General features: G+C 65.6%; 19 protein-coding genes. 7 read left to right on the top strand and 12 right to left on the bottom strand.

Annotated features, from left to right (window positions below; genetic code table 11):
- Nucleotides 1-53 precede the first annotated feature (53 nt).
- Together M6E97_RS08480 and M6E97_RS08475 are read right to left on the bottom strand one after the other, a co-directional pair.
- Complete coding sequence (locus tag M6E97_RS08480; protein ID WP_003091278.1) at nt 54-1,055, bottom strand: alpha/beta fold hydrolase; 1,002 nt, start codon at nt 1,053-1,055, stop codon at nt 54-56.
- Nucleotides 1,056-1,126: 71 nt separating this feature from the next.
- Nucleotides 1,127-2,008 (bottom strand): DUF6685 family protein, encoded by an 882-nt coding sequence (locus M6E97_RS08475; RefSeq protein WP_003109612.1) that lies wholly within the window; start codon nt 2,006-2,008, stop codon nt 1,127-1,129.
- 152 nt (nt 2,009-2,160) lie between these two features.
- On the opposite strand from M6E97_RS08475, the gene M6E97_RS08470 reads away from it, so the two are divergent.
- On the top strand, nt 2,161-2,382 hold the full coding sequence (locus tag M6E97_RS08470) for a DUF2835 domain-containing protein (protein ID WP_003103227.1): 222 nt from the start codon (nt 2,161-2,163) through the stop codon (nt 2,380-2,382).
- A gap of 56 nt (nt 2,383-2,438) precedes the next feature.
- Nucleotides 2,439-3,467, top strand: coding sequence for a quinone-dependent dihydroorotate dehydrogenase (locus M6E97_RS08465; protein ID WP_003138558.1), 1,029 nt, complete (start codon nt 2,439-2,441; stop codon nt 3,465-3,467).
- 87 nt (nt 3,468-3,554) lie between these two features.
- On the opposite strand, the gene rmf is transcribed toward M6E97_RS08465, so the two are convergent.
- Nucleotides 3,555-3,767: a ribosome modulation factor gene (gene rmf, locus M6E97_RS08460; protein ID WP_003103238.1), complete on the bottom strand. Its 213-nt coding sequence runs from the start codon at nt 3,765-3,767 to the stop codon at nt 3,555-3,557.
- Nucleotides 3,768-4,227: 460 nt separating this feature from the next.
- Between rmf and rlmKL the strand changes: the two genes are divergently transcribed.
- Nucleotides 4,228-6,405 (top strand): bifunctional 23S rRNA (guanine(2069)-N(7))-methyltransferase RlmK/23S rRNA (guanine(2445)-N(2))-methyltransferase RlmL, encoded by a 2,178-nt coding sequence (gene rlmKL, locus M6E97_RS08455; RefSeq protein WP_033938041.1) that lies wholly within the window; start codon nt 4,228-4,230, stop codon nt 6,403-6,405.
- A 69-nt stretch (nt 6,406-6,474) separates the two neighbouring features.
- On the opposite strand, the gene dacB is transcribed toward rlmKL, so the two are convergent.
- Nucleotides 6,475-7,905: a D-alanyl-D-alanine carboxypeptidase/D-alanyl-D-alanine-endopeptidase gene (gene dacB, locus M6E97_RS08450; protein WP_003091272.1), complete on the bottom strand. Its 1,431-nt coding sequence runs from the start codon at nt 7,903-7,905 to the stop codon at nt 6,475-6,477.
- A 310-nt stretch (nt 7,906-8,215) separates the two neighbouring features.
- Here dacB and M6E97_RS08445 point away from each other — a divergent pair, with 310 nt between their 5' ends.
- From M6E97_RS08445 to M6E97_RS08435, 3 genes are all read left to right on the top strand, one after another.
- Nucleotides 8,216-8,560: a YggL family protein gene (locus M6E97_RS08445; RefSeq protein ID WP_003091271.1), complete on the top strand. Its 345-nt coding sequence runs from the start codon at nt 8,216-8,218 to the stop codon at nt 8,558-8,560.
- Between the two features lie 426 nt (nt 8,561-8,986).
- A complete protein-coding gene (locus M6E97_RS08440) occupies nt 8,987-9,610 on the top strand; it encodes a response regulator transcription factor (protein ID WP_003091268.1) in 624 nt (207 codons plus the stop codon).
- A gap of 13 nt (nt 9,611-9,623) precedes the next feature.
- Nucleotides 9,624-11,849: an ATP-binding protein gene (locus M6E97_RS08435; RefSeq protein WP_009313806.1), complete on the top strand. Its 2,226-nt coding sequence runs from the start codon at nt 9,624-9,626 to the stop codon at nt 11,847-11,849.
- A 10-nt stretch (nt 11,850-11,859) separates the two neighbouring features.
- Here the strand turns inward: M6E97_RS08435 and M6E97_RS08430 are convergent, their stop codons facing one another.
- From M6E97_RS08430 to M6E97_RS08415, 4 genes are all read right to left on the bottom strand, one after another.
- A complete protein-coding gene (locus tag M6E97_RS08430) occupies nt 11,860-13,191 on the bottom strand; it encodes a deoxyguanosinetriphosphate triphosphohydrolase (protein ID WP_003091265.1) in 1,332 nt (443 codons plus the stop codon).
- 116 nt (nt 13,192-13,307) lie between these two features.
- A complete protein-coding gene (locus M6E97_RS08425; RefSeq protein ID WP_003130654.1) occupies nt 13,308-13,631 on the bottom strand; it encodes a hypothetical protein in 324 nt (107 codons plus the stop codon).
- 13 nt (nt 13,632-13,644) lie between these two features.
- Nucleotides 13,645-14,025 carry a phage holin family protein gene (locus M6E97_RS08420; RefSeq protein ID WP_003091263.1) on the bottom strand — a complete coding sequence of 127 codons (381 nt, stop codon included), beginning with the start codon at nt 14,023-14,025 and terminating at the stop codon, nt 13,645-13,647.
- Between the two features lie 3 nt (nt 14,026-14,028).
- The gene (locus tag M6E97_RS08415) at nt 14,029-14,358 is read right to left on the bottom strand and encodes a DUF883 family protein (protein WP_003091262.1); all 330 of its coding nucleotides are present in this window, start codon (nt 14,356-14,358) and stop codon (nt 14,029-14,031) included.
- A gap of 469 nt (nt 14,359-14,827) precedes the next feature.
- On the opposite strand from M6E97_RS08415, the gene M6E97_RS08410 reads away from it, so the two are divergent.
- Entirely contained in the window at nt 14,828-16,036 is a 1,209-nt protein-coding gene (locus M6E97_RS08410; protein ID WP_023095388.1) for an ammonium transporter, read from the top strand.
- 184 nt (nt 16,037-16,220) lie between these two features.
- Here M6E97_RS08410 and opdQ read toward each other — a convergent pair whose 3' ends face one another.
- The 4 genes from opdQ to M6E97_RS08390 form a co-directional block, all read right to left on the bottom strand.
- Complete coding sequence (gene opdQ, locus M6E97_RS08405) at nt 16,221-17,486, bottom strand: porin OpdQ (protein WP_009313808.1); 1,266 nt, start codon at nt 17,484-17,486, stop codon at nt 16,221-16,223.
- A 168-nt stretch (nt 17,487-17,654) separates the two neighbouring features.
- Nucleotides 17,655-18,521, bottom strand: a complete 867-nt coding sequence (locus M6E97_RS08400) for an MBL fold metallo-hydrolase (protein WP_023095389.1) — start codon at nt 18,519-18,521, stop codon at nt 17,655-17,657.
- A complete protein-coding gene (locus M6E97_RS08395) occupies nt 18,521-19,453 on the bottom strand; it encodes a pyridoxamine 5'-phosphate oxidase family protein (RefSeq protein WP_023095390.1) in 933 nt (310 codons plus the stop codon). The genes M6E97_RS08400 and M6E97_RS08395 overlap by 1 nt, the downstream gene beginning before the upstream one ends.
- 16 nt (nt 19,454-19,469) lie before the next feature.
- On the bottom strand, nt 19,470-20,066 hold the full coding sequence (locus tag M6E97_RS08390; protein ID WP_003091251.1) for a glutathione S-transferase family protein: 597 nt from the start codon (nt 20,064-20,066) through the stop codon (nt 19,470-19,472).
- Nucleotides 20,067-20,123: the final 57 nt, after the last annotated feature.

The raw sequence follows: 20,123 nt of genomic DNA, 5'->3' as shown, positions 1-20,123 counted from the left end.
ACGCCGGGCAAGGCGCGGCGAAGCCGATGGCGAGAGCGCCGCCGGTGGATGGTTCAGGGCTGGGTTTGCAGACCCTTCAGCAGTGCCTGGTGGAAGCGTTCCGGAGCCTGTATCTGCGGGGTATGGCCAAGGTCGGGGAATTCCACCAGGGTCGCCTGGGGAATCCGTCGGGCGGCGTCCTTGCCCAGTTGCGCGTAGTTGCCCAGCCTGGCTTTCAGTTCCGCCGGCGCGGCGTCCTTGCCGATGGCGGTGTTGTCTTTCTCGCCGATCAGCAGCAGGGTCGGCATCTGCAACCGGTCCAGTTCGTAGACTACCGGCTGGGTGAAGATCATGTCGTAGGTCAGCGCCGAGTTCCAGGCCACCGACTCGCGCCCCTTGCCGCGATACATGCCGGCCTGCATCTGTACCCAGCGATCGAACTCGGGGCGCCATTCGCCGGCGTAGTAGGTGGCTTGCTGGTATTGGCGAATGCCTTCGGCGCTGGTCTGCAAGTCGCGTCTGTACCAGTCGTCGACACTACGCCAGGGCACGCCCAGGGCCTTCCAGTCCTCCAGGCCGATGGGGTTGACCAGCACCAGTCGTTCGACCTGCCGCGGGTAGAGCAGGGCGTAGCGGGTAGCGAGCATGCCGCCCATGGAATGGCCGATCACGCTGGCCCGGGCGACGCCGAGCCGTTCCAGCAGGGCGTGGGTGTTGGCTGCCAGTTGCTGGAAGCTGTACTGGTAATGGGCCGGCTTGCTCGACTTGCAGAAGCCGACCTGGTCGACGGCGATCACCCGGTAGCCGGCGTCGGCGAGCACGTCGATGGTGCGCTCCCAGGTCCCGGCGCAGAAATTCTTGCCGTGCATGAGCAGGATGGTGCGGCCGTTGGCTTTCTTCGGCGCGACGTCGAGGTAGGCCATGCTCAGCGGCTGGCCCTGGGAGGTGAAGTCCAGATAATGCACCGGATAGGCGTAGTCGAAGCCTTCCAGGCGTTCGCCGTAGACCGGCGCCTGGCTGGCCAGCGCCGGCCCGCAGGCGAGGGCGAGACAGAGACTGAGGCGGGGTAGGGACATGCGATCGCTCCTGTGTGGGTCTGCTGGAGGATGCACGTCAGGGCGCGAGCTGGCCAGTCCTGGCCGGTTGCCTACAGTTGCTTCAGATACTTCACCACGTCTGCCGCGCCAGCCGCCCGCAGACCTTCGCCGAGGGCATCGGCGCGTTCGTCGTTGCGGGGCAGCAACAGGCACTCCGGGGTTTCCGGGGTGAACAGGGCGAGTCGCGCATAGGGCAGGCCGGTATCCAGCAGCAGGCTCATGAAGGTCGGCTCGGACCAGGCCTGGGTCGGAATCCGCAGCATGTGGTAGCGCTGTTCCAGTTCGTCCAGCGCGCCGGGCTCCAGTTCGTAGCGTTCCAGGTGTGCCGGCAGCTTCAGTTCCAGTTCGCGGCGGCGGGCGTAGACGATCGCCGCGGCGAAGGCGCAGGCCTGACGTTCGCCCGCCCAGAACAGGCGCTCGCCGTGCCAGGCGGCCTGGCGCAGGCGGATGCTGTCGCCGTTGGTGAAACGCGGCAGGGCCAGGCTCAGGGCCTTGACGAAATCCTTGTAGCTGATGATCCGTACGCCCCGGCAGACCTCGGCCGTGGCCAGGTCTTCCAGGCGTGGGCAAGGTGTCTGGACGAGGATCTCGCGGCTGCATACGCCTTCGATGGTCTTCAGGTCGACCGACTCCAGGGTGGAGTGACTGACCCGCACCAGGCGCTTGAGGACCGCGTGGGCTTCCGCCTTGTCTTCCTGGACCGGGCCGGACAGCGCGCCGCGCGGCAGATCGACCAGGGTGTGCAGGGGCGGTCCGGCCTGCCACCAGACGCTCGGCTCCGGCCGTCGCAATGGCTGGAACGGCAGCTCGAGGGCGGCCGCCCGTTCGCGCAGCTCCCGGCCATCGCTTCGCGCGGCACCCAGGCGCAGGCGGTTGGCGAGTGCGGAAAGGCGACCGGTGAAGGTGCTGTTGCTACGCGAGTTGGAACTCATGATCGACGGAGGGCTCCTCGGGCTCGGCGACCGACGCGGAAAGGGGCGGGAGGGGACGGCGACGGTCCGTCCATTGAAGCACAGGTTCGGGCGTGACATTCAACCGCGTGGTTTGTGGCAAGCTGTCGTGGTTCATTCAAGCGGGGGGCTCCATGCCCAGTCTCATCATGGATATCGCCCTGTCCGGCGAACGCCTGCAGGCCATCTACGGCGGCAGGGCCAATCGGGTCCTGCTGCGCAGCCGCGACGGTCGCCGGGTGAACCTGCCGGCCCATCACCTGCGTCCGTTCATCGGCCACGATGGCGTGCATGGCACGTTCCGCCTCGATTTCAGCGAGGACGGCCGCCTGCTGGCGCTGCAACGCCTCGCCTGAGCGGGTGCTCGACGGCTATAATCGGCACCCTTCATTCTGCCGACCGATACCCGACCATGTACACCCTGGCCCGCCAGCTGCTGTTCAAACTGTCCCCGGAAACCTCCCACGAACTGTCCATCGACCTGATCGGGGCCGGCGGTCGCCTGGGCCTGAACCGCCTGCTGACGCCCGAGCCGGCCAGCCTGCCGGTCTCTGTGCTGGGCCTGGAATTTCCCAATCCGGTGGGGCTGGCCGCGGGCCTGGACAAGAACGGCGACGCCATCGACGGGTTCGGCCAGCTCGGTTTCGGCTTCATCGAGATCGGCACCGTCACTCCGCGACCGCAGCCGGGCAATCCCAAGCCGCGCCTGTTCCGCCTGCCGCAAGCCAACGCGATCATCAATCGCATGGGCTTCAACAACCACGGCGTCGACCACCTGCTGGCACGGGTGCGCGCGGCGAAGTATCGCGGCGTACTGGGGATCAACATCGGCAAGAACTTCGATACCCCGGTGGAGCGCGCGGTCGACGACTACCTGATCTGCCTGGACAAGGTCTACGCCGACGCCAGCTACGTCACCGTCAACGTCAGCTCGCCGAACACGCCCGGCCTGCGCAGCCTGCAGTTCGGCGATTCGCTCAAGCAACTGCTGGAGGCACTGCGCCAGCGCCAGGAAGCGCTGGCGCTGCGGCATGGCCGGCGGGTACCGCTGGCGATCAAGATCGCCCCGGACATGACCGACGAAGAGACCGCGCTGGTCGCCGCGGCGCTGGTCGAGGCGGGGATGGACGCGGTGATCGCGACCAATACCACTCTCGGCCGCGAAGGCGTGGAAGGCCTGCCGCATGGCGACGAGGCGGGTGGCCTGTCCGGCGCGCCGGTGCGGGAAAAGAGCACGCACACGGTGAAGGTGCTGGCCGGCGAGCTGGGCGGACGGCTGCCGATCATCGCCGCCGGCGGTATCACCGAGGGCGCGCACGCGGCGGAGAAGATCGCCGCCGGGGCGAGCCTGGTGCAGATCTATTCGGGTTTCATCTACAAGGGACCGGCGTTGATCCGCGAAGCGGTGGACGCCATCGCCGCATTGCCGCGGCGGAATTGAAAAGGGCTCCTTGCGGAGCCCTTGGGCTTGCGCCCGCCGCCCGGATGGGGCGTGCCTTGGGGAAATCGGTGCTATCCGTGTTGTCGCTTACACGTGCTGGAGTTGATTGAGACGTTGTAAGCCGGCCGTGCCAGTGAGGCCGTCCCAGTTGTCGCCACGGCCCTCGCGCCAGCCGTTGAGCCAGGACTGCCGCGTCGTAGGATGGGTGAACGGACAAAGATCACGAGATTTACCGGTTATGCCGTTCTGATAACCACGCAAGAAGGCTCTTTCCAACGGATCACGCTTAAGTCTTCTCATAGGGTGTTGCCCTCACTTGTTGACTGTTATGTCCCGTTGGCCCCCAGGGGAGGCCTGGCGAAGCTTTCGCCGAAAGGGGTCGTTGCCGGCGTGACGACCCTCGCCCGACACCGTTGCGGTGGCGGATTAACTGGAGTTCTAACCAAAGCGTTCAGGCGTGTGAATGACCGATTTGTCATAAAGACTTAACGCTTTCGTCGATAGGGCCATATGTTGCAGGCTCATGACGCCTGGTTTCCGGCGCTAACGCCGCAGGGTCGCGGGGTTGCGCCTTATAACGATTTGCACCCCCACCAATTGAGATTTCCTCGCATTCCGACGAAGGGTCGCCCAGACTGCGACTCGGGGTCGCAGCGAGCAACGCCGGGAGCGTTCCGGCAATCGAACCACGGCACCTGGTGCCAAAGAAGTGCCCATGAGGGTGCTTCCACTGACAAGGGCTACGGCCCGGGAAGGCGATATGGCTGATGTTTACGAATTGTTTCTGACCTGCCCGAAAGGCCTGGAAAGCCTGCTCCTCGAAGAGGCGCAGGGGCTCGGCCTGGACGAGGCGCGCGCCCAGGTGTCGGCGGTGCGCGGGCAGGGCAGCCTGGAGGTGGCCTATCGCCTCTGCCTGTGGTCGCGCCTGGCCAACCGGGTCTTGCTGGTGCTGGCGCGATTCCCGGTGGAGAACGCCGAGTCCATGTACATGGCGGTCCACGCGGTGAACTGGGAAGACCACCTGGACGCCGGCGGCACGCTGGCGGTGGAGTTCAGCGGCAAGGGCTCGGGCATCGACAACACCCATTTCGGGGCGCTGAAGGTCAAGGATGCGATCGTCGACAACCTGCGCGAGCGCTCCGGCCGACGCCCGTCGGTGGACAAGGTCAATCCGGACGTGCGCGTCCACCTGCACCTCGACCGCGGCCAGGCGACCCTTTCCCTGGACCTCTCCGGGCATAGCCTGCACCAGCGCGGCTATCGTCTGCAGCAGGGCGCCGCGCCGCTGAAGGAGAACCTGGCGGCGGCGGTGTTGATCCGTGCCGGCTGGCCGAAGATCGCCGCCGAGGGCGGTGCCCTGGCCGACCCGATGTGCGGCGTCGGCACCTTCCTGGTCGAGGCGGCGCTGATGGCTGCCGATATCGCGCCGAACCTCAGGCGCGAGCGCTGGGGCTTCAGCAATTGGCTGGGGCACGTGCCGGCGCTGTGGCGCAAGCTCCACGAGGAAGCCCAGCAGCGCGCGGCGGCCGGCCTGGCCAGGCCGCCGTTGTGGATTCGCGGCTACGAGGCCGATCCGCGCCTGATCCAGCCGGCGCGCAACAATATCGAGCGTGCCGGAGTGGCCGACTGGGTGAAGATCTACCAGGGCGAACTGGCGACTTTCGAGCCGCGCCCGGACAAGGGCCAGACCGGCCTGGTGATCTGCAACCCGCCCTATGGCGAGCGCCTCGGCGACGAAGCCAGCCTGCTGTATCTCTACCAGAACCTCGGCGAGCGCCTGCGCCAGAGCTGCATCGGCTGGAGCGCCGGGGTGTTCACCGGGGCGCCGGAACTGGGCAAGCGCATGGGTATCCGCAGCCATAAGCAATACGCGTTCTGGAACGGCGCGCTGGCCTGCAAGCTGCTGATGATCCAGGTCGAGCCGCGCCAGTTCGTCACCGGCGAGCGTGGCGAACGCAACGACGAAGGCCTGGCGCGGGCGCCGAGCGAGCCGGCACGGCTGAGCGAGGGCGGGCAGATGTTCGCCAATCGCCTGCAGAAGAACCTCCGGCAACTGGGCAAATGGGCGCGCCGCGACGAGATCGAGTGCTATCGCCTGTATGACGCCGACATGCCGGAGTATGCCCTGGCGGTGGATATCTACGGCGATTGGGTTCACGTCCAGGAGTACGCCGCGCCCAAGTCGATCGATCCGGCAAAAGCCCAGGCGCGCCTGTTCGACGCCCTGGCGGCGATTCCGCAGACCCTGGGCGTTGCCCAGGAGCGGGTGGTGGTCAAGCGCCGCGAGCGCCAGGCCGGCAAGAAGCAGTACGAACGGCAGAGCAGCGAGGGCAAGTTCCTCGAGGTGGGCGAGGGCGATGTGCGCCTGCTGGTGAACCTGACCGATTACCTGGATACCGGGCTGTTCCTCGATCACCGGCCGATGCGCCTGCGCATCCAGAAGGAGGCGGCCGGCAAGCGCTTCCTCAACCTGTTCTGCTATACCGCCACGGCCACCGTACATGCGGCCAGGGGCGGCGCGCGCAGCACCACCAGCGTCGACCTGTCGAAGACCTACCTGGACTGGGCGCGGCGCAACCTGTCGCTCAACGGCTTTTCCGACAAGCAGCGCCTGGTGCACGGCGACGTGATGGAGTGGTTGCGGGAAGACGATGGCCAGTACGAACTGATCTTCATCGACCCGCCGACCTTCTCCAACTCCAAGCGCATGGAAGGCGTATTCGACGTGCAGCGCGACCACGTCGAACTGCTCGACCTGGCCATGGCGCGGCTGGCGCCGGGCGGGGTGCTGTATTTCTCCAACAACTTCCGCAAGTTCGAACTGGACGAGAGCGTGCAGGCCCGCTATGCGGTCGAAGAGATCACTGGCGAAACCCTCGATCCGGATTTCGCGCGTAATCCGAAGATCCATCGGGCCTGGAGAATCACCGTTCGCTGAGGCGAGCGGCATTCATGCAAAAGGCCGCCGGCGGGCAACCGCTGGCGGCCTTTTTTTTCGTACTGCGCCTTATTTCCGCGCGTGCAGGCTCAGCAGTACCTGGTCGAGGATCGCCGAAGCGCCCCACGGCCGCGGGCTGTTGAGGATCGCCACCACCACCCAGTTGTGGCCGCTGGCGTCGCGGCTGAAGCCGGCGAGGGCGCGCACGGTGTTGAGGGTGCCGGTCTTCACGTGCGCCTCGCCGACCAGTGCGGTGCGCCGCAGGCGTTTGCGCATGGTGCCGTCGAGGCCCGCCAGCGGCAGCGAGGAGATGTACTCCGCTGCATAGGGGCTGTGCCAGGCGGCTTGCAGCATCGCCGCCATCTCACGGGCGCTGACCCGTTCCTGGCGCGACAGTCCCGAGCCGTTCTCCATCACCAGGCGCGGCGCGGTGATGCCCTTGCGCGCCAGCCACTGCCGCACCACCCGCTGCGCGGCCTGGGCGTCGTCGCCGTCGGCGCTGTTGCGGAACTGCGCGCCGATGGAGAGGAACAACTGCCGGGCCATGGTGTTGTTACTGTATTTGTTGATGTCGCGGATGATCTCGACCAGGTCTGGCGAGAAGGCCTTGGCGATCAGCGTGGCGTTGCGCGGTACGCTGCCCTGGCGGTCCTTGCCGAGGATGCTGCCGCCCAGTTCCTGCCAGATGCCGCGCACCGCGCCGGCGGTGTAGCCGGGATGGTCGAGCAGCGACATGTAGGTCTGCGCGCTACAGCCCTGGGGAATCTGTCCGGTGGCCAGCAGGGTGGTGCCGTCGAACTGGGTCACCGGGCTGAAGCGCAGCTTCGGCCAGGCCGGGCAGGTGGCCGGCGCGGTCATCTTCACCTGGTTGTCGATGCGTACGTTGGCCAGCGGCGGGTCCATCTGCACGTTGACCTTGTTGCCGTCGGTGCGCACCACCATGCGCACGCTCTTCAGGTTGACCAGCAGCGAGTCCGGACCGACCAGGAACGGCTTGGTGTCGTCGCCGCCGTCGTCGTTGAATACCGGCAACTGCGGGATGTTGAAGTAGCTGCGGTCGAGTACCAGGTCACCGGTGACCTTGGTCACGCCATTGGCGCGCAGGTCGCGCATCAGCAGCCAGAGCTTCTCCATGTTCAGTTTCGGATCGCCGCCGCCCTTGAGGTAGAGGTTGCCGTTGAGCACTCCGTTCTTGAGCTGGCCGTCGGTGTAGAACTCGGTCTTCCACTGGTAGGTCGGGCCGAGCATTTCCAGGGCGGCATAGGTGGTGAACAGCTTCATGGTCGAGGCCGGGTTCACCGATACGTCGGCGTTGTAGTAGGTGGGGTTGCCCGGGCCGTCGAGCGGAATCAGCACCAGCGACAGATCGTTGCCGGTCAGCTTGTTGGTCTGCAGGGCTTTCTGCACGTTGGCCGGCAGGGTGGCGTTGACCTGGGCGAGGGTGGGAAGGGCGAAAGGCAGGAGCGTGGCGAAGGCAAGAGTACGCAGCGACTTGAACATTAATGAAGAACCCTTGAAGACGGAGGGTAGAAAATGAAATGAAGATGAAAAACGAAGCGAACCTGAAAAAAGAGACGGGCATCACGCGAAGAGGCCGTCTTGCTCATTATGCCGCAAGGCGGATAACGATGCGCTGGAGTTTCGCGGAGTTCGCCGTCATATCGCCGAATGGTCGGAACTGGTAGAGTGCGCCGGCAATCCGGCCGCGCCGCGCGGAGCTTGCCGGGGTTCGCCCGCGGCTCCAGCGGCGTCGGCTACTGTCTGTAATGCGAGGCTCCGCCAATGGAGCGTCAATCCAGGAGATGCCGCCATGGCTACTAATCGTTCCCGCCGCCTGCGCAAGAAATTGTGCGTCGATGAATTCCAGGAGCTGGGTTTCGAATTGAACTTCCACTACAAGGAAGGCGTGGATGCCGATGCGGTGAACGCTTTCATGTTGCGCTTCATCGATCAGGCGATCGAAGCCAACGAACTGACCTATGGCGGCTGCGACGAATTCGGTTTCGTCTGCCTGGCGCGCCGTGGCTCGGTCAATGAAGAGCAGCGGGCCCTGATCGAGGCCTGGTTGAAGCAGCAACCGGAACTGGCCAGCGTCGAGGTTGGCGCGTTGGTCGACGCCTGGTACCCGGAACAGCCTGTCCTGCCGAAGCTCTAAGCGATAGCGCCGCCATCCCGCCCGAGGATGGCGGTCGCGTCTTCCCTCCCTTTCAATCCTGCTCCGGCGCTATCTGGCCCGGCGCCCGTCGTGCTTCCCTTTGTCCTGCCGAAGGCATGTCGGCGGCTTGTGGCCGTACATGCGGATAGCATTACTCCGAAGCCCCTGACGAACTATTCAACTCGCTCTGGCAGATAACGAGCCGGGAGAGCGCGTATATATGCGGGTGTTTTTCATGCAGATAACCAGGCCAATTGCTTGGCAATATACGAGGTTTTGAATTCGCCGTAAGAAATAAATTAAGTTTCCGTGAGAATATTCCTTAAAGTATATGAGTTGCCATCGAATATCTCGACAATATGGCTCCCGTCTATATCTTGCTCAGGAGAATTTTTTCTGAATTTTTATTGGCAAGGAAATCAGACAATGAGCCGTATCCTGATAGTCGACGATCATCCCGTGATTCGCATGGCCATGAAGATGTTGCTGGAAGCCGAAGGGCACCAGATCGTCGGCGATACCGATAATGGCGTGGATGCCATCAGCCTCGGGCGGGAGCTGAAGCCGGACCTGGTCATCCTCGATATCGGCATTCCCAGGCTGGACGGCCTCGAGGTCATCAGCCGCCTGATGGTGCTGGCGTTGCCCCTGAAGATCCTCGTCCTGACCGGCCAGAGCGCCTCGCTCTTCGCCCTGCGCAGCATGCAGGCGGGCGCCGCCGGGTTCGTCTGCAAGCAGGGCGGACTGGCCGAACTGGTGACGGCGGTGAATGCGGTCGCCTCGGGATACAGTTACTTTCCCAGCTCGGCCATGCGTCCTGTGCAACAGGGCGCCTATTCCGACGATGTGGAATTGCTCGGACGCCTGTCCGATCGCGAAGTATCGGTATTGCAATACCTCAGCCAGGGTTATTCGAACAAGCAGATATCCGAGCAGATGTTTATCAGCAACAAGACCGTCAGCACTTACAAGGCGCGCTTGTTGTTGAAGTTGAACGCCGGCTCGCTGGTGGATCTCATCGAGTTCGCCAAACGCAATACGCTTATCTAAGGGCCGGAACCGAATGAAGTTCCAGAAACGCAGTGCGTGCATGCTCGGCCTGCTTCTCATATTCGCCTGCATGGCGGGATATGCCGTTCCGGCGAGGGCGACGGCTGGCGAATATGCTTCCATGCTCCGGATTCCCGCTCCGGATCGTCCGGGGGACGCCGATGTGGTCGACGAAGCGCCGCTACGCCAGGCTGCCGACGGGCTGCGCTCGCCATCCCCTTCCAGCCTGGTGCTCGGCCTGCTGGTGGCCTGCCTGGTCTGCGTCGGATGCCTGGGCTGGAATACCGTCCTGCAGCTCAGGCTCAGGCGTTGGCAACGTACCGAAGCCGACCTGAGCGGCCGCCTGGCATTGAAGCAGGCGCTGGTCGACGGGATTCCCTACCCGGTGAGCATCCGCACGCTCGACGGTCGCCTGCTGGCCTGCAACCGCAATTACCTGGAAAGCCTGCGGATGACCCGTGAGCAGGCCCGCGGCACCCTGTTGACCGATTCCGACTGGGTCGAGGGCAGCAAGGCACGGCTCATGCACCAGCAGTGCCTGGCGGTGGCTCGGGGAGGAACGGCGAGCTTCACCGACATGGCGGTGCGCATCGGCGGGCAATTGCTGGAGATCCACCATTGGGTCACGCCCTACAGGGATCGCCAGGGACGGGTGCTCGGCCTGATGAACGGCTGGATCGACATCACCGAACGGGAGCGCCTGGCCCGCCAGTTGCGCGAGGCGATGCGCCAGGCGGACGAGGCGAATCGGGCGAAGAGCGTCTTCCTGGCGACCATGAGCCACGAGATCCGTACGCCGATGAATGCGGTCATCGGTATCCTCGAACTGGTCCTGCAGCGCCTGGCGCCGGAGCAGCGCGAACGCGCCTCGCTGGAGGTCGCCTACGAGGCTGCGGGGTCGCTGCAACTGCTCATCGGCGACATCCTCGACGTCGCCAAGATCGAGTCCGGCCACCTGACCCTCACGCCCGAGCGGGTTCGCCTGCGCCATGTCGTGGAGTCGGTGCGCCGCATGTTCGAAGGCCTGGCCCGGCAGAAAGGCCTGAGGCTCGTTGTGGAGCTGGACGATGCCCCAGGACGGGACGTGCTGATCGATCCCCTGCGCTTCAAGCAGGTGCTCTCCAACCTGGTGAGCAATGCGATCAAGTTCACCGAGCGGGGACAGGTGACGATCCGTCTCCAGGAAAGGAGCCTGGACGAGGGGAGGGCGATCGTCCGGGTGGACGTGGAGGATTCCGGTATCGGTATCGCTCCGGCGGACCAGGCGCGCCTGTTCCAGCCTTTCATCCAGGTGGCCAAGGGACGCACGGTGCAGGGCGGGACCGGCCTTGGGCTGGCGATCTGTCGGAAGTTGGTGGACCTCATGGGCGGCGATGTCGAGATGCACAGCGAGCCGGGCAAAGGCACCCGGGTGTCGCTCGACCTGCTCTTGCGCCAGTGCGGGCCGAAAATGCCTGAATCCGGCCAGGACCCGCTGGCAGCATCCATGGAGCCGTCTCGCCGCCTGCATATCCTCATCGCCGACGACTATCCGCCCAACCGGGTACTGCTGCGCCAGCAACTGGAGTTTCTCGGCCACCGGGTGGCGGAAGCGGAGGATGGCCAGGTGGCGCTGGAACTCTGGGCCGACGAGCGCTTCGAGGTGCTGATCAGCGACTGCAACATGCCGCGCCTGAACGGCTATCAGCTGGCACGCAGGATACGCATCCAGGAACGGTGCGAGCGGCGCGCGCCGATCCTGATCCTCGGCTATACCGCCGACGCCGAGCCGGACGAGGTACAGCGCTGCCGCGACGCGGGCATGGATGATTGCCTGTTCAAGCCGCTCGGCCTGGAGACCCTGCGCAACTACCTCGCGACCTCTTTCGGCCGCGACGCCGCGCAGCCCCGGGGGCTCTATGACGCGGACGCTCTCAGCAGCCTCGGTGGCGGCCGCCCGGAACGGCTGCGCGAACTGCTGGAGACCCTGCTAGGCAGCAACCGTCAGGACCTCCAGCGCCTTGCCATCCTCCTGCGCGAGGGCGACAGGACCCGGCTCGCCGAGCATGCCCACCGCATCAAGGGCGCCGCGCGGATGATCGGGGCGCGTACCCTGCTGGAGGCCTGCGAGGCCCTGGAGGACGCCTGCCGGCGAGGTGGCGACGGGGAGTGCCTGCAGGCGTCTGGCGAAAGACTCCGGCTGGCCCTGGAGGCGTTGCAGGAGGAACTCCAGGAGCAGTTGGCGGCCGCTGCGGTATGAGCCCTTCCGTTCAGGAGGGGCTCGAGCGTCCGGTCATTTCCCGGGCCATTTCCGTGGCGTAGCTGTCGGTCATGCCGGCGATGAAATCGATCACCTGGAGAAAGGCGCGGTACAGCGGCCACTGCGGGTCGGGCGCGTTGCGTCCGAGCAGGTCGAGGATGCGCCGGTTTTTGAACGACGGCGTATGCCCGCCGTATTGCTCCAGCGCGGCGCCACAGAAGGCGTTGAGGAGGATCTCCAGAGTGGTGTAGGCGCCGATCTCGTGGAGGGTCTTGCGCTTGTCCTGGAAGATCTTTTCCCGCGCGATGGCCTTGGCCCGCTGCACGCAGAGCTTGGCCGGGCCGTGCATGTGTTCCACCAGGTCGCCGGCAAGCTGCCCGGCGAGCAGGGCCTGCTGCTGGTCGACGAAGGCACGGGCGGCGGCATTGGTCAGGTGCTCGATGGCCTTGCCGCGGAGGATCGCCAGTTTACGCCGGCGGGAGTCCCTGGGGCCGAGTTGGCGATAGGTGTCGGGCAGGTCGTCGCCGACCAGGCCGAGCAGCAGCGCCTCGACCTCGCTGTATTCGAGCAGCTCCATTTCCAGGCCGTCTTCGAGGTCGATCAGGCCGTAGCAGATGTCGTCCGCCGCTTCCATCAGGTAGACCAGCGGATGGCGAGCCCAGCGCTCGTCGTCGAGTTGCGGCATGCCGAGCTTATGGGTGATCTGCTCGAGCAGTGGCAGTTCGCTCTGGTAGCAGCCGAACTTGTGCTTCTTGTAGCCCAGCGCTTCGGCGTGGCGCGAGGTCCAGGGGTACTTCAGGTAGGTGCCCAGGGTGGCGTAGGTCAACCGCGTGCCGCCGTCGAACTGGTGGTATTCCAGTTGGGTGAGGACCCGGAAGCCCTGGGCGTTGCCTTCGAAGTGGAGAAAGTCGGAACGCTCGGCGTCGCTCATTTCGTCCAGCCAGCCACGTCCGGCGGCTTGCTGGAACCAGTTGCGGATCGCGTCTTCGCCGGAGTGCCCGAACGGTGGGTTGCCGATGTCGTGGGCCAGGCAGGCCGACTGGACGATGACCCCGAGGTCGCTGGGGTCGCACCACTCGGGTAGCTCCTCGCGGAGGATCTCGCCGACCCGCATGCCCAGCGAGCGGCCGACGCAGGCGACTTCCAGGGAGTGGGTCAGGCGGGTGTGGATGTGATCGTTGCTGGAGACCGGATGGACCTGGGTCTTGCGTCCGAGGCGGCGAAACGCGCCGGAGAAGATGATCCGGTCATGGTCCTTGTGGAAGGCGCTGCGGCCCAGTTCATCGTTGCTGTGTACCGGCTTTCCGAGCCGTTCGCGGGTGAGCAGGGTCTGCCAGTCCATCGGGAATTCCAGGGATGCGCTGAGGCGATGCGGACACGCTAACGGTTTGCCTCGGCAAGCTCAATCGTCGCGTTGGGGAAACGGAGGGCGCCGACCGTTGCCGGTCGGCGCATCCTTCAACGGCCTTTCCGCGTGCGCAGGCCGAGCAACAGCGGGGCCAGGGCGACGCCCAGGCGCAGCAGACGCTGCCAGCGTCCGCCCTTGCCAAGCAGTACGCCCAGCAGTGCGGCTCCGCCGGCGCCCCAGAGCGCCGCATTGCCACCGCCGAACAGTTGCTGGCTGAGGTTGTGGCCCAGCCCCTGGGCCTGGCGGAAGGGTTGCACCAGCAGTTGGCTTTCGCGGCGCAATTGCTGGCGCTGCATTTCCAGGCGCAGGCGGATCACCGCCTTGCGCAATTCGCGACGCGACAGGCCGGTCGCGTTCACCGGTAGTTGGCTCATGCGCGTTTCCTTGTCATGGCAGCAGTCGCTCGCGGTCGTTGGCCAGTTCTTCCAGGGTGGCGCTGAACGGCGAGCTTTCGTCGTTGATCGACTGGTACAGGCGCCAGCCGCAGAACAGCGAGCCGATCACGTAGAACAGGCACAACCCGAGCGCCGCTGCGAGCCGGTTGGTGTCCCAGAACACGATCAGCACCAGCAGCGACAGGCCGACCAGCAGGAGCAGGGCGAATACCAGGGCCAGCCCGGCGAACAGCAGCAGGCGCAGGGTGTTGGCCTTCTGTTCCTGCAGCTCGATGCCGAACAGCTCGACGTGACCGTGCAACAGGCCGAGGAAGGCGGCGCCGAAGCGCCGCAGGGAGGGGCGGCCGTCCGCCGGGTCCTTTCCTTCGCTCATGGCTCAGCGCCGGCTGACCAACAGGCCAAGCAGGAAGCCGACGCCGGCGGCGATGCCGATGCTCTGCCAGGGGTGTTCGCCGACGTACACCTCGGTGGCGTCCACCGCGGCCTGGCTGCGTTCGCGGACGTTGTCCTTCAGCGAGTCCTTGGTGTCGCGCAAGGTGTCGCGAGCGCGCTTGAGGCTATCGTGGATCTTGCCGCGGATTTCTTCCGCCTGGTCGCCCGCCACGTCGGCGGTGCTTTGCAGGAGTTTCTCGGTATCGGCGACCAGTGCCTGGAATTCAGCCAACAGTTCATCCTTTGCAGCGTTTGCAGTGGTCTTGCGGGGCATGACGAGCTCCTCTGGTCATGGGGTGTGTTTTTTTCGAGCCGAGCGCGGGGCGGAAGGTTCAACCGGTGGGTAATTTCCGCGCGTTGCCGGTCGCTCCCGGCGCTCCTTTCATTAAAGACTGCCACAGCGTGCCTGTCGGCGCGGCTGCGGCGAGATGACGCCCATCCGGCTGCCTCGCAACGGGGCGCGAACTGGTATGGCGCTTGCAATTCCCTGGTGCGCACGTCGGCCGGAATGCCCCTTGCGAGGGCGCCAGGCGCTCCCGGAGGGTACTTCGGGATGAACGTCCAACCCAATGAAAATCAAGGAAAGTCCGGGAGCTTTCCATGCTGCCTCAGGCACCTTGCGAAACGTCCGCCGAAGAAAAGCGGCGGTTCGCACGACGACTACTGCTTCGTCATGGTGCGTTGAAGGACGGGCGTGGGCGTTTCTGGTGCTTTCTCTCTACGCGCGAAGGCTGCCTCAATCCATGGATAACCTGAATAGTGCGGTGCAAGTCCTGATCCACGGCTCCAATACCCTGTTCATCCTGCTCGGAGCGGTGATGGTGCTGGCGATGCACGCCGGCTTCGCCTTCCTCGAGGTGGGCACCGTGCGCCTGAAGAACCAGGTCAACGCCTTGTCGAAGATCCTGTCCGACTTCGCCATCTCGGCGCTGGCCTATTTCTTCGTCGGCTACTGGATCGCCTACGGCGTGACCTTCTTCCACCCGGCGGCGGCGCTGACCGTGGACAGTGGCTATGCGCTGGTGAAGTTCTTCTTCCTGCTGACCTTCGCCGCGGCAATCCCGGCGATCATCTCCGGCGGCATCGCCGAGCGTGCCCGGTTCGGCCCGCAGTTGTGCGCCACGGCGCTGATCGTGGCCTTCGTGTACCCGTTCTTCGAAGGCTTGGTGTGGAACGGCAATTTCGGCTTGCAGGAATGGCTGAAGTTGGAGTTCGGCGCACCTTTCCACGATTTCGCCGGCTCCGTGGTGGTGCATGCGCTGGGCGGCTGGCTGGCATTGGCGGCGGTGCTATTGCTGGGCAGCCGCAACGGTCGCTATCGCGACGGCAAGCTGATGGCGATGGCGCCGTCGAGCATCCCGTTCCTGGCGTTGGGGTCGTGGATCCTGATCATCGGCTGGTTCGGCTTCAACGTGATGAGCGCCCAGACCCTCGCCGGGGTCAGCGGGCTGGTGGCGGTCAACTCCTTGCTGGCGATGGTTGGCGGCACCATGGCGTCGCTGCTGATCGGCCGCAACGACCCGGGCTTCCTGCACAACGGTCCGCTGGCCGGGTTGGTGGCGGTGTGCGCCGGTTCCGACCTGATGCATCCGATCGGCGCGCTGGCTACCGGCCTGGTGGCGGGGGCCCTGTTCGTCTGGGCGTTCACCGCGACCCAGGTGCGCTGGAAGATCGACGACGTCCTCGGTGTCTGGCCGTTGCACGGTCTTTGCGGGGTCTGGGGCGGGATTGCCTGCGGCATCTTTGGCCAGCAGGCATTGGGTGGGCTCGGCGGGGTGAGCCTGGCCAGCCAGGCGCTCGGCAGCCTGCTGGGGGTGACGGTGGCTTTCGCCGGCGGCCTGTTGGTCTATGGGCTGATGAAGGCGCTGCTGGGCATCCGCTTGAGCCAGGAGGAGGAGTACTACGGCGCGGACCTGTCGATCCACAAGATCGGCGCGATCAGCCACGAATGAGGGGGCGGACTTCCTTGGTCCGGCGGGGTATCGGCGGATAACGCCCCAGGCGCTATCCGTCCTGCACGTTGCGAGCGAGGCATCCCGCCATGAAAGAGGCCACCCAAGGGTGGCCTCTTCGTTCCGCCGCGGGGCTCTGGGGAGGGGCGGATGGCCGTAGCGCGGCTATCCGCGGGGCCTGCCGTTACCAGAGCGGCAGCGTGTAGCTGACGATCAGGCGATTTTCGTCGTAGTCGTTGGTGTAGTTGGTGCGCATGGTCGCGTTGCGCCACTTCACCCCGAGGTTCTTCAACGGGCCGCTCTGGAACACGTAGGCGATGTCCATGTCGCGTTCCCATTCCTTGCCTTCGCCCGAGGTGGTCAGCAGGTCGATGTTGTCGCCCTTGACGTAGCGGGTCATGAAGGTCAGGCCGGGAATGCCGACGCCGGCGAAGTTGTAGTCGTAGCGCGCCTGCCAGGATTTCTCGTCCTTGTTGGCGAAGTCGCCGATCTGGATGAAGTTCACCAGGTAGGGGTCGGCGCCGTTGATGTAGGCGAAGCCGGTGTCGCCGCTCATCTTCTGGTAGCCGACGCCGAAGGCGTGGTAGCCGAGGCTGTAGGTGAACATGGCGTTGAGCGCCTTGTTGTCGACGTTGCTGGAGCCGTCGTCGGTGGAGCGCGCCCAGCGGATGTCGGATTTCAGCGACTGCTTGTCGGCGATCGGCAGGGTGTGCACCAGGCCGAGGTAATGCTGCTTGTAGAAGTTGTCGAGCTTGCCGTAGTGGTAGCTGGTGCTGAGGTTGTCGGTCCACTTGTAGCTGCCGCCGGCGAAGTCGAACTTGTCCGAGGTCAGCCCGGAACGGACCACGATGTTGCGCTTGCCGCCACCGGTGATGGTCATGTCCTCGTTGTCCGAGGAGTCGCGCTGGTTGACCTTCTTCAGGCGCCCGGCGTCGAGGGTCAGGCCGTCGATCTCCATGGAGTTCAGCGCGCCGCCCTGGAAGGTCTGTGGCAGCAGGCGGCTGTCGTTGGGCATGATCACCGGCAGCTTGGGGGTCAGGGTGCCGATCTTCAGGGTGCTCTTCGACGCCCGCAGCTTGGCGGTGATCCCTGCCTCGCCATAGTCGTCCTGGGCGCGGCCGGTCTCGCGGTCGCGCTTGAGCAGGCCGGTGCCACTGCGGTCGGGGCTGGAGTCGAGCTTCACCCCGAGCAGGCCGATGGCGTCGACGCCGAAACCGATGGTGCCTTCGGTGTAGCCGGACTCGTAGCGCAGGAGGAAGCCCTGGGCCCATTCCTCGGCCTTGGACTGGCTGGCGCCTTCCTGGCGGAAATCACGGTTGAAGTAGAAGTTGCGGAGTTCGATGCTGGCCTTGCTGTCCTTGATGAACTCGGCATGGGCCAGGGTTGGGACGGTAATGCTGGAACCCAGCGTGGCAAAAGCCACGGCACGGGCGATCGGGGTCATGCTCATTGTTATTGTCTCCTCGAGCGCTTGGGGCAGGCCGATGGCGGCGGCGTGACGCCACGTCGGCCTGTGACAGCCCGGTTACTTAAGCACTACAGGAAGACGGCCACTGTTAGACATTAGTCGAGGGTGGCCGCGAATTGGCACGAACCCTGTCTAGGACGGGCTTTCCCGCTATTCCAGCCAGTGCGGGAAGTAGCCCAGGGCGGCCTGGACCCGCGCATCGTGCGCCGGAATCACGCTCAGGCGCGGGTCGCTGCGGAGCAGCAGGCGGATCTTCGCCAGTTGCGCGAGGGTGCGCGCGGGATCGCGATCGACCAGGGCGCGGCCGGCGAAGAACTTCTGCCGTGGGCCTTCGACGCCTTCGAGTCGCCAACTGGTGTCGCCGCTGAAGAACAGCCGGCGCCCGCTGTCGAGGGTGACGAACAGACCGACCGAGCCGGGCGTATGGCCGGGCAGGGGGACCAGCACCAGGCGGCCGTCGCCAAACAGGTCGAGGCTTTCGTCGAAGCCCATGAACGGCTGCGGATCGAAGCTGTAAGGTCGCCAGCGCACGCCATGGCGGAATTGGCTGGGGAAGGCGGCCGGCGGGGTGGCGATGCGGCTGAAGGCGATCTCCTCGTAGGGTGCCCAGACCGGTACTTCGGGGAAGTCGACCAGGCCCGAGGCGTGATCCCAGTGTGCGTGGGACAGCAGGATGCGATCGACGCGGATACCGGCGGCGTCCAGTTGGTCGCGCGCCGGGGCGACTTTCTGGTAAGCGAACAGCGGCGCTGCCCACCAAGGCATGTCGGCGCGGAACTGGGCGTCGATGTCGCGCCCCAGGCCAGTGTCGAAGAGCAGGGTGGCGGCGTGGTGCTCGATCAGCACCGCGGTATGGCTGAGCGGCACCCGGCGCACCCAGGAGCCGCCGTCGACGGTGAGCGCATCGAGGGTTTCCACTCCCGAGGTGCGCAACAGGGCGACTCGCATTTCCGCCGCCTGCACCGGCAGGACGAGGAGGGCGATCAACAACGAGGCAAGGCGATACAGGAAAGGCATCAAGATTCACCGGCAGGAAGAAAAGGGGATGGCTGGGGCTCGCCGAATGCCAGCGGCAGGCGGCCGCGCCGCCAGCGCCAGCCTGCGGGGCGCAACGCCAGCAGGCGCTCGGCGCCGGCGGGCCAGGGGATGGATGGCTGCGAACCCGGCCAGAACAGCTCGGCCTCGGCGTGCAGGTGCAGCAGGTCGCCGTTGTCGAAATCGATGAACAGGAGGCCGCAGCGAGGCTCCTGGAGCAGGTTGCCGAGGGTATTGAACAGGCGGTTGCCGGCGTAGTCGGGCAACCACAGGCGGTCATCCGCGCCGAGCCGGAGAAAGCCCGGCGGCCCGCCGCGATGGGAGACGTCGACGCCGCCCCTGAGCGGGTCGGCATGCTGGCTGGCGATGAACAGCGTATCGCTGCGCGAGACCAGCGACAGCCAGCGCGGATCGAGTCCTTCGCCCTGCAACGCGGGACTTGCGATCCTGGAGACGGGCTGATGGCTGCGCGCCTGGATGTACTTGGGACAGTTGCCGAAGGACTGCTCGACGCCGACCGTGAAACCCTTTCCGTCCCGCGCCAGGACCCGTCCATTCATGCGGTTGCGGCGGCGTGTCGGCCATTCCAGGCCGAGGATGCCGAGGCGGGTGCCAGCCTCGAGATTGGCCGCCAGCGGATCGTCCGCTTGCGGCAGGTTGTCGATGCGCAGGCGGGTCGGTTCCGGCGAACGGGCGAAGCCGGGGGGGCCCCAGAGCACCGAGGCGCTGGGGTAGCCGTCGGCGTCGAGGCTGCCCACCAGCAACAGCGGTAGCAGGGCGAAGAACTCCCGATGCTGGTCCGGCATGAAGGTGCGGATCGCGCGGCTGCCGAAGCCGGCGACCTGCTCGCGAACGCCGGCGCGTTCCTGGATCGCCAGTTCGCCGGCGTGGAAGGGGCTCTGTTCCTGGCTCATGCTGCCTCCTGTCGAGCTACAGGCCGGGCATCGGGATGTAGCCGGGCAGCGCGCGGATGCGGGCGATCCAGGCGTTCAGCGCCGGGTAGTGGTCCAGCGCCAGGCCGCCCTCGGGGGCCAGGGCCAGGTAGGGGTAGAGGGCCACGTCGGCGATGCTCGGCTGTTCGCCTTGGGCCAGCCAGCGATGCTCGGCCAGGTGCCGCTCGACCAGGCGCAGCACTTCCAGGCCTCGCTGGTGGGTCTGCTCGCGATCCAGCGGCAGGTCGAAGCGGGCGATTAGCCGGGCGCTGGCCGGACCGTTCTGCACCTCGTTGGCCGAATAGCTGAGCCAGTAGGCGATTCGGCCCTGGCTGACGGGGTCGAGCGGATACCACACGGGATCGGCATGGCGTCGCGCCAGATAGACGAGGATGGCATGGGAGTCGCCCAGTTGCAGCTCGCCGTCTTCCAGCACCGGGATCTGCCCGCGGGGATTCATGCGGAGGAAGGCTTGGGTCTTGTGCTCGCGGTTGAGGAAATCGACCGGCCGCAGCGTCGCCTCGCGGCCGATGAGGGAGAGGAACAGGCGGACCTTGTAGGCGTTGCCGGAGAGATCCAGGTCATGGAGTTTCATCTGAGGGTTCCAGGCGGGTATTGGTGTCTGGATATTAGACAGACAGGTCTGTATATT

Source organism: Pseudomonas sp. B111, assembly GCF_026428275.1.
Taxonomy (GTDB): Bacteria; Pseudomonadota; Gammaproteobacteria; order Pseudomonadales; family Pseudomonadaceae; genus Pseudomonas; species Pseudomonas aeruginosa.
Note: the sequence above shows the minus strand (reverse complement) of the source record. Positions and strands in the feature narration are given on the sequence as shown.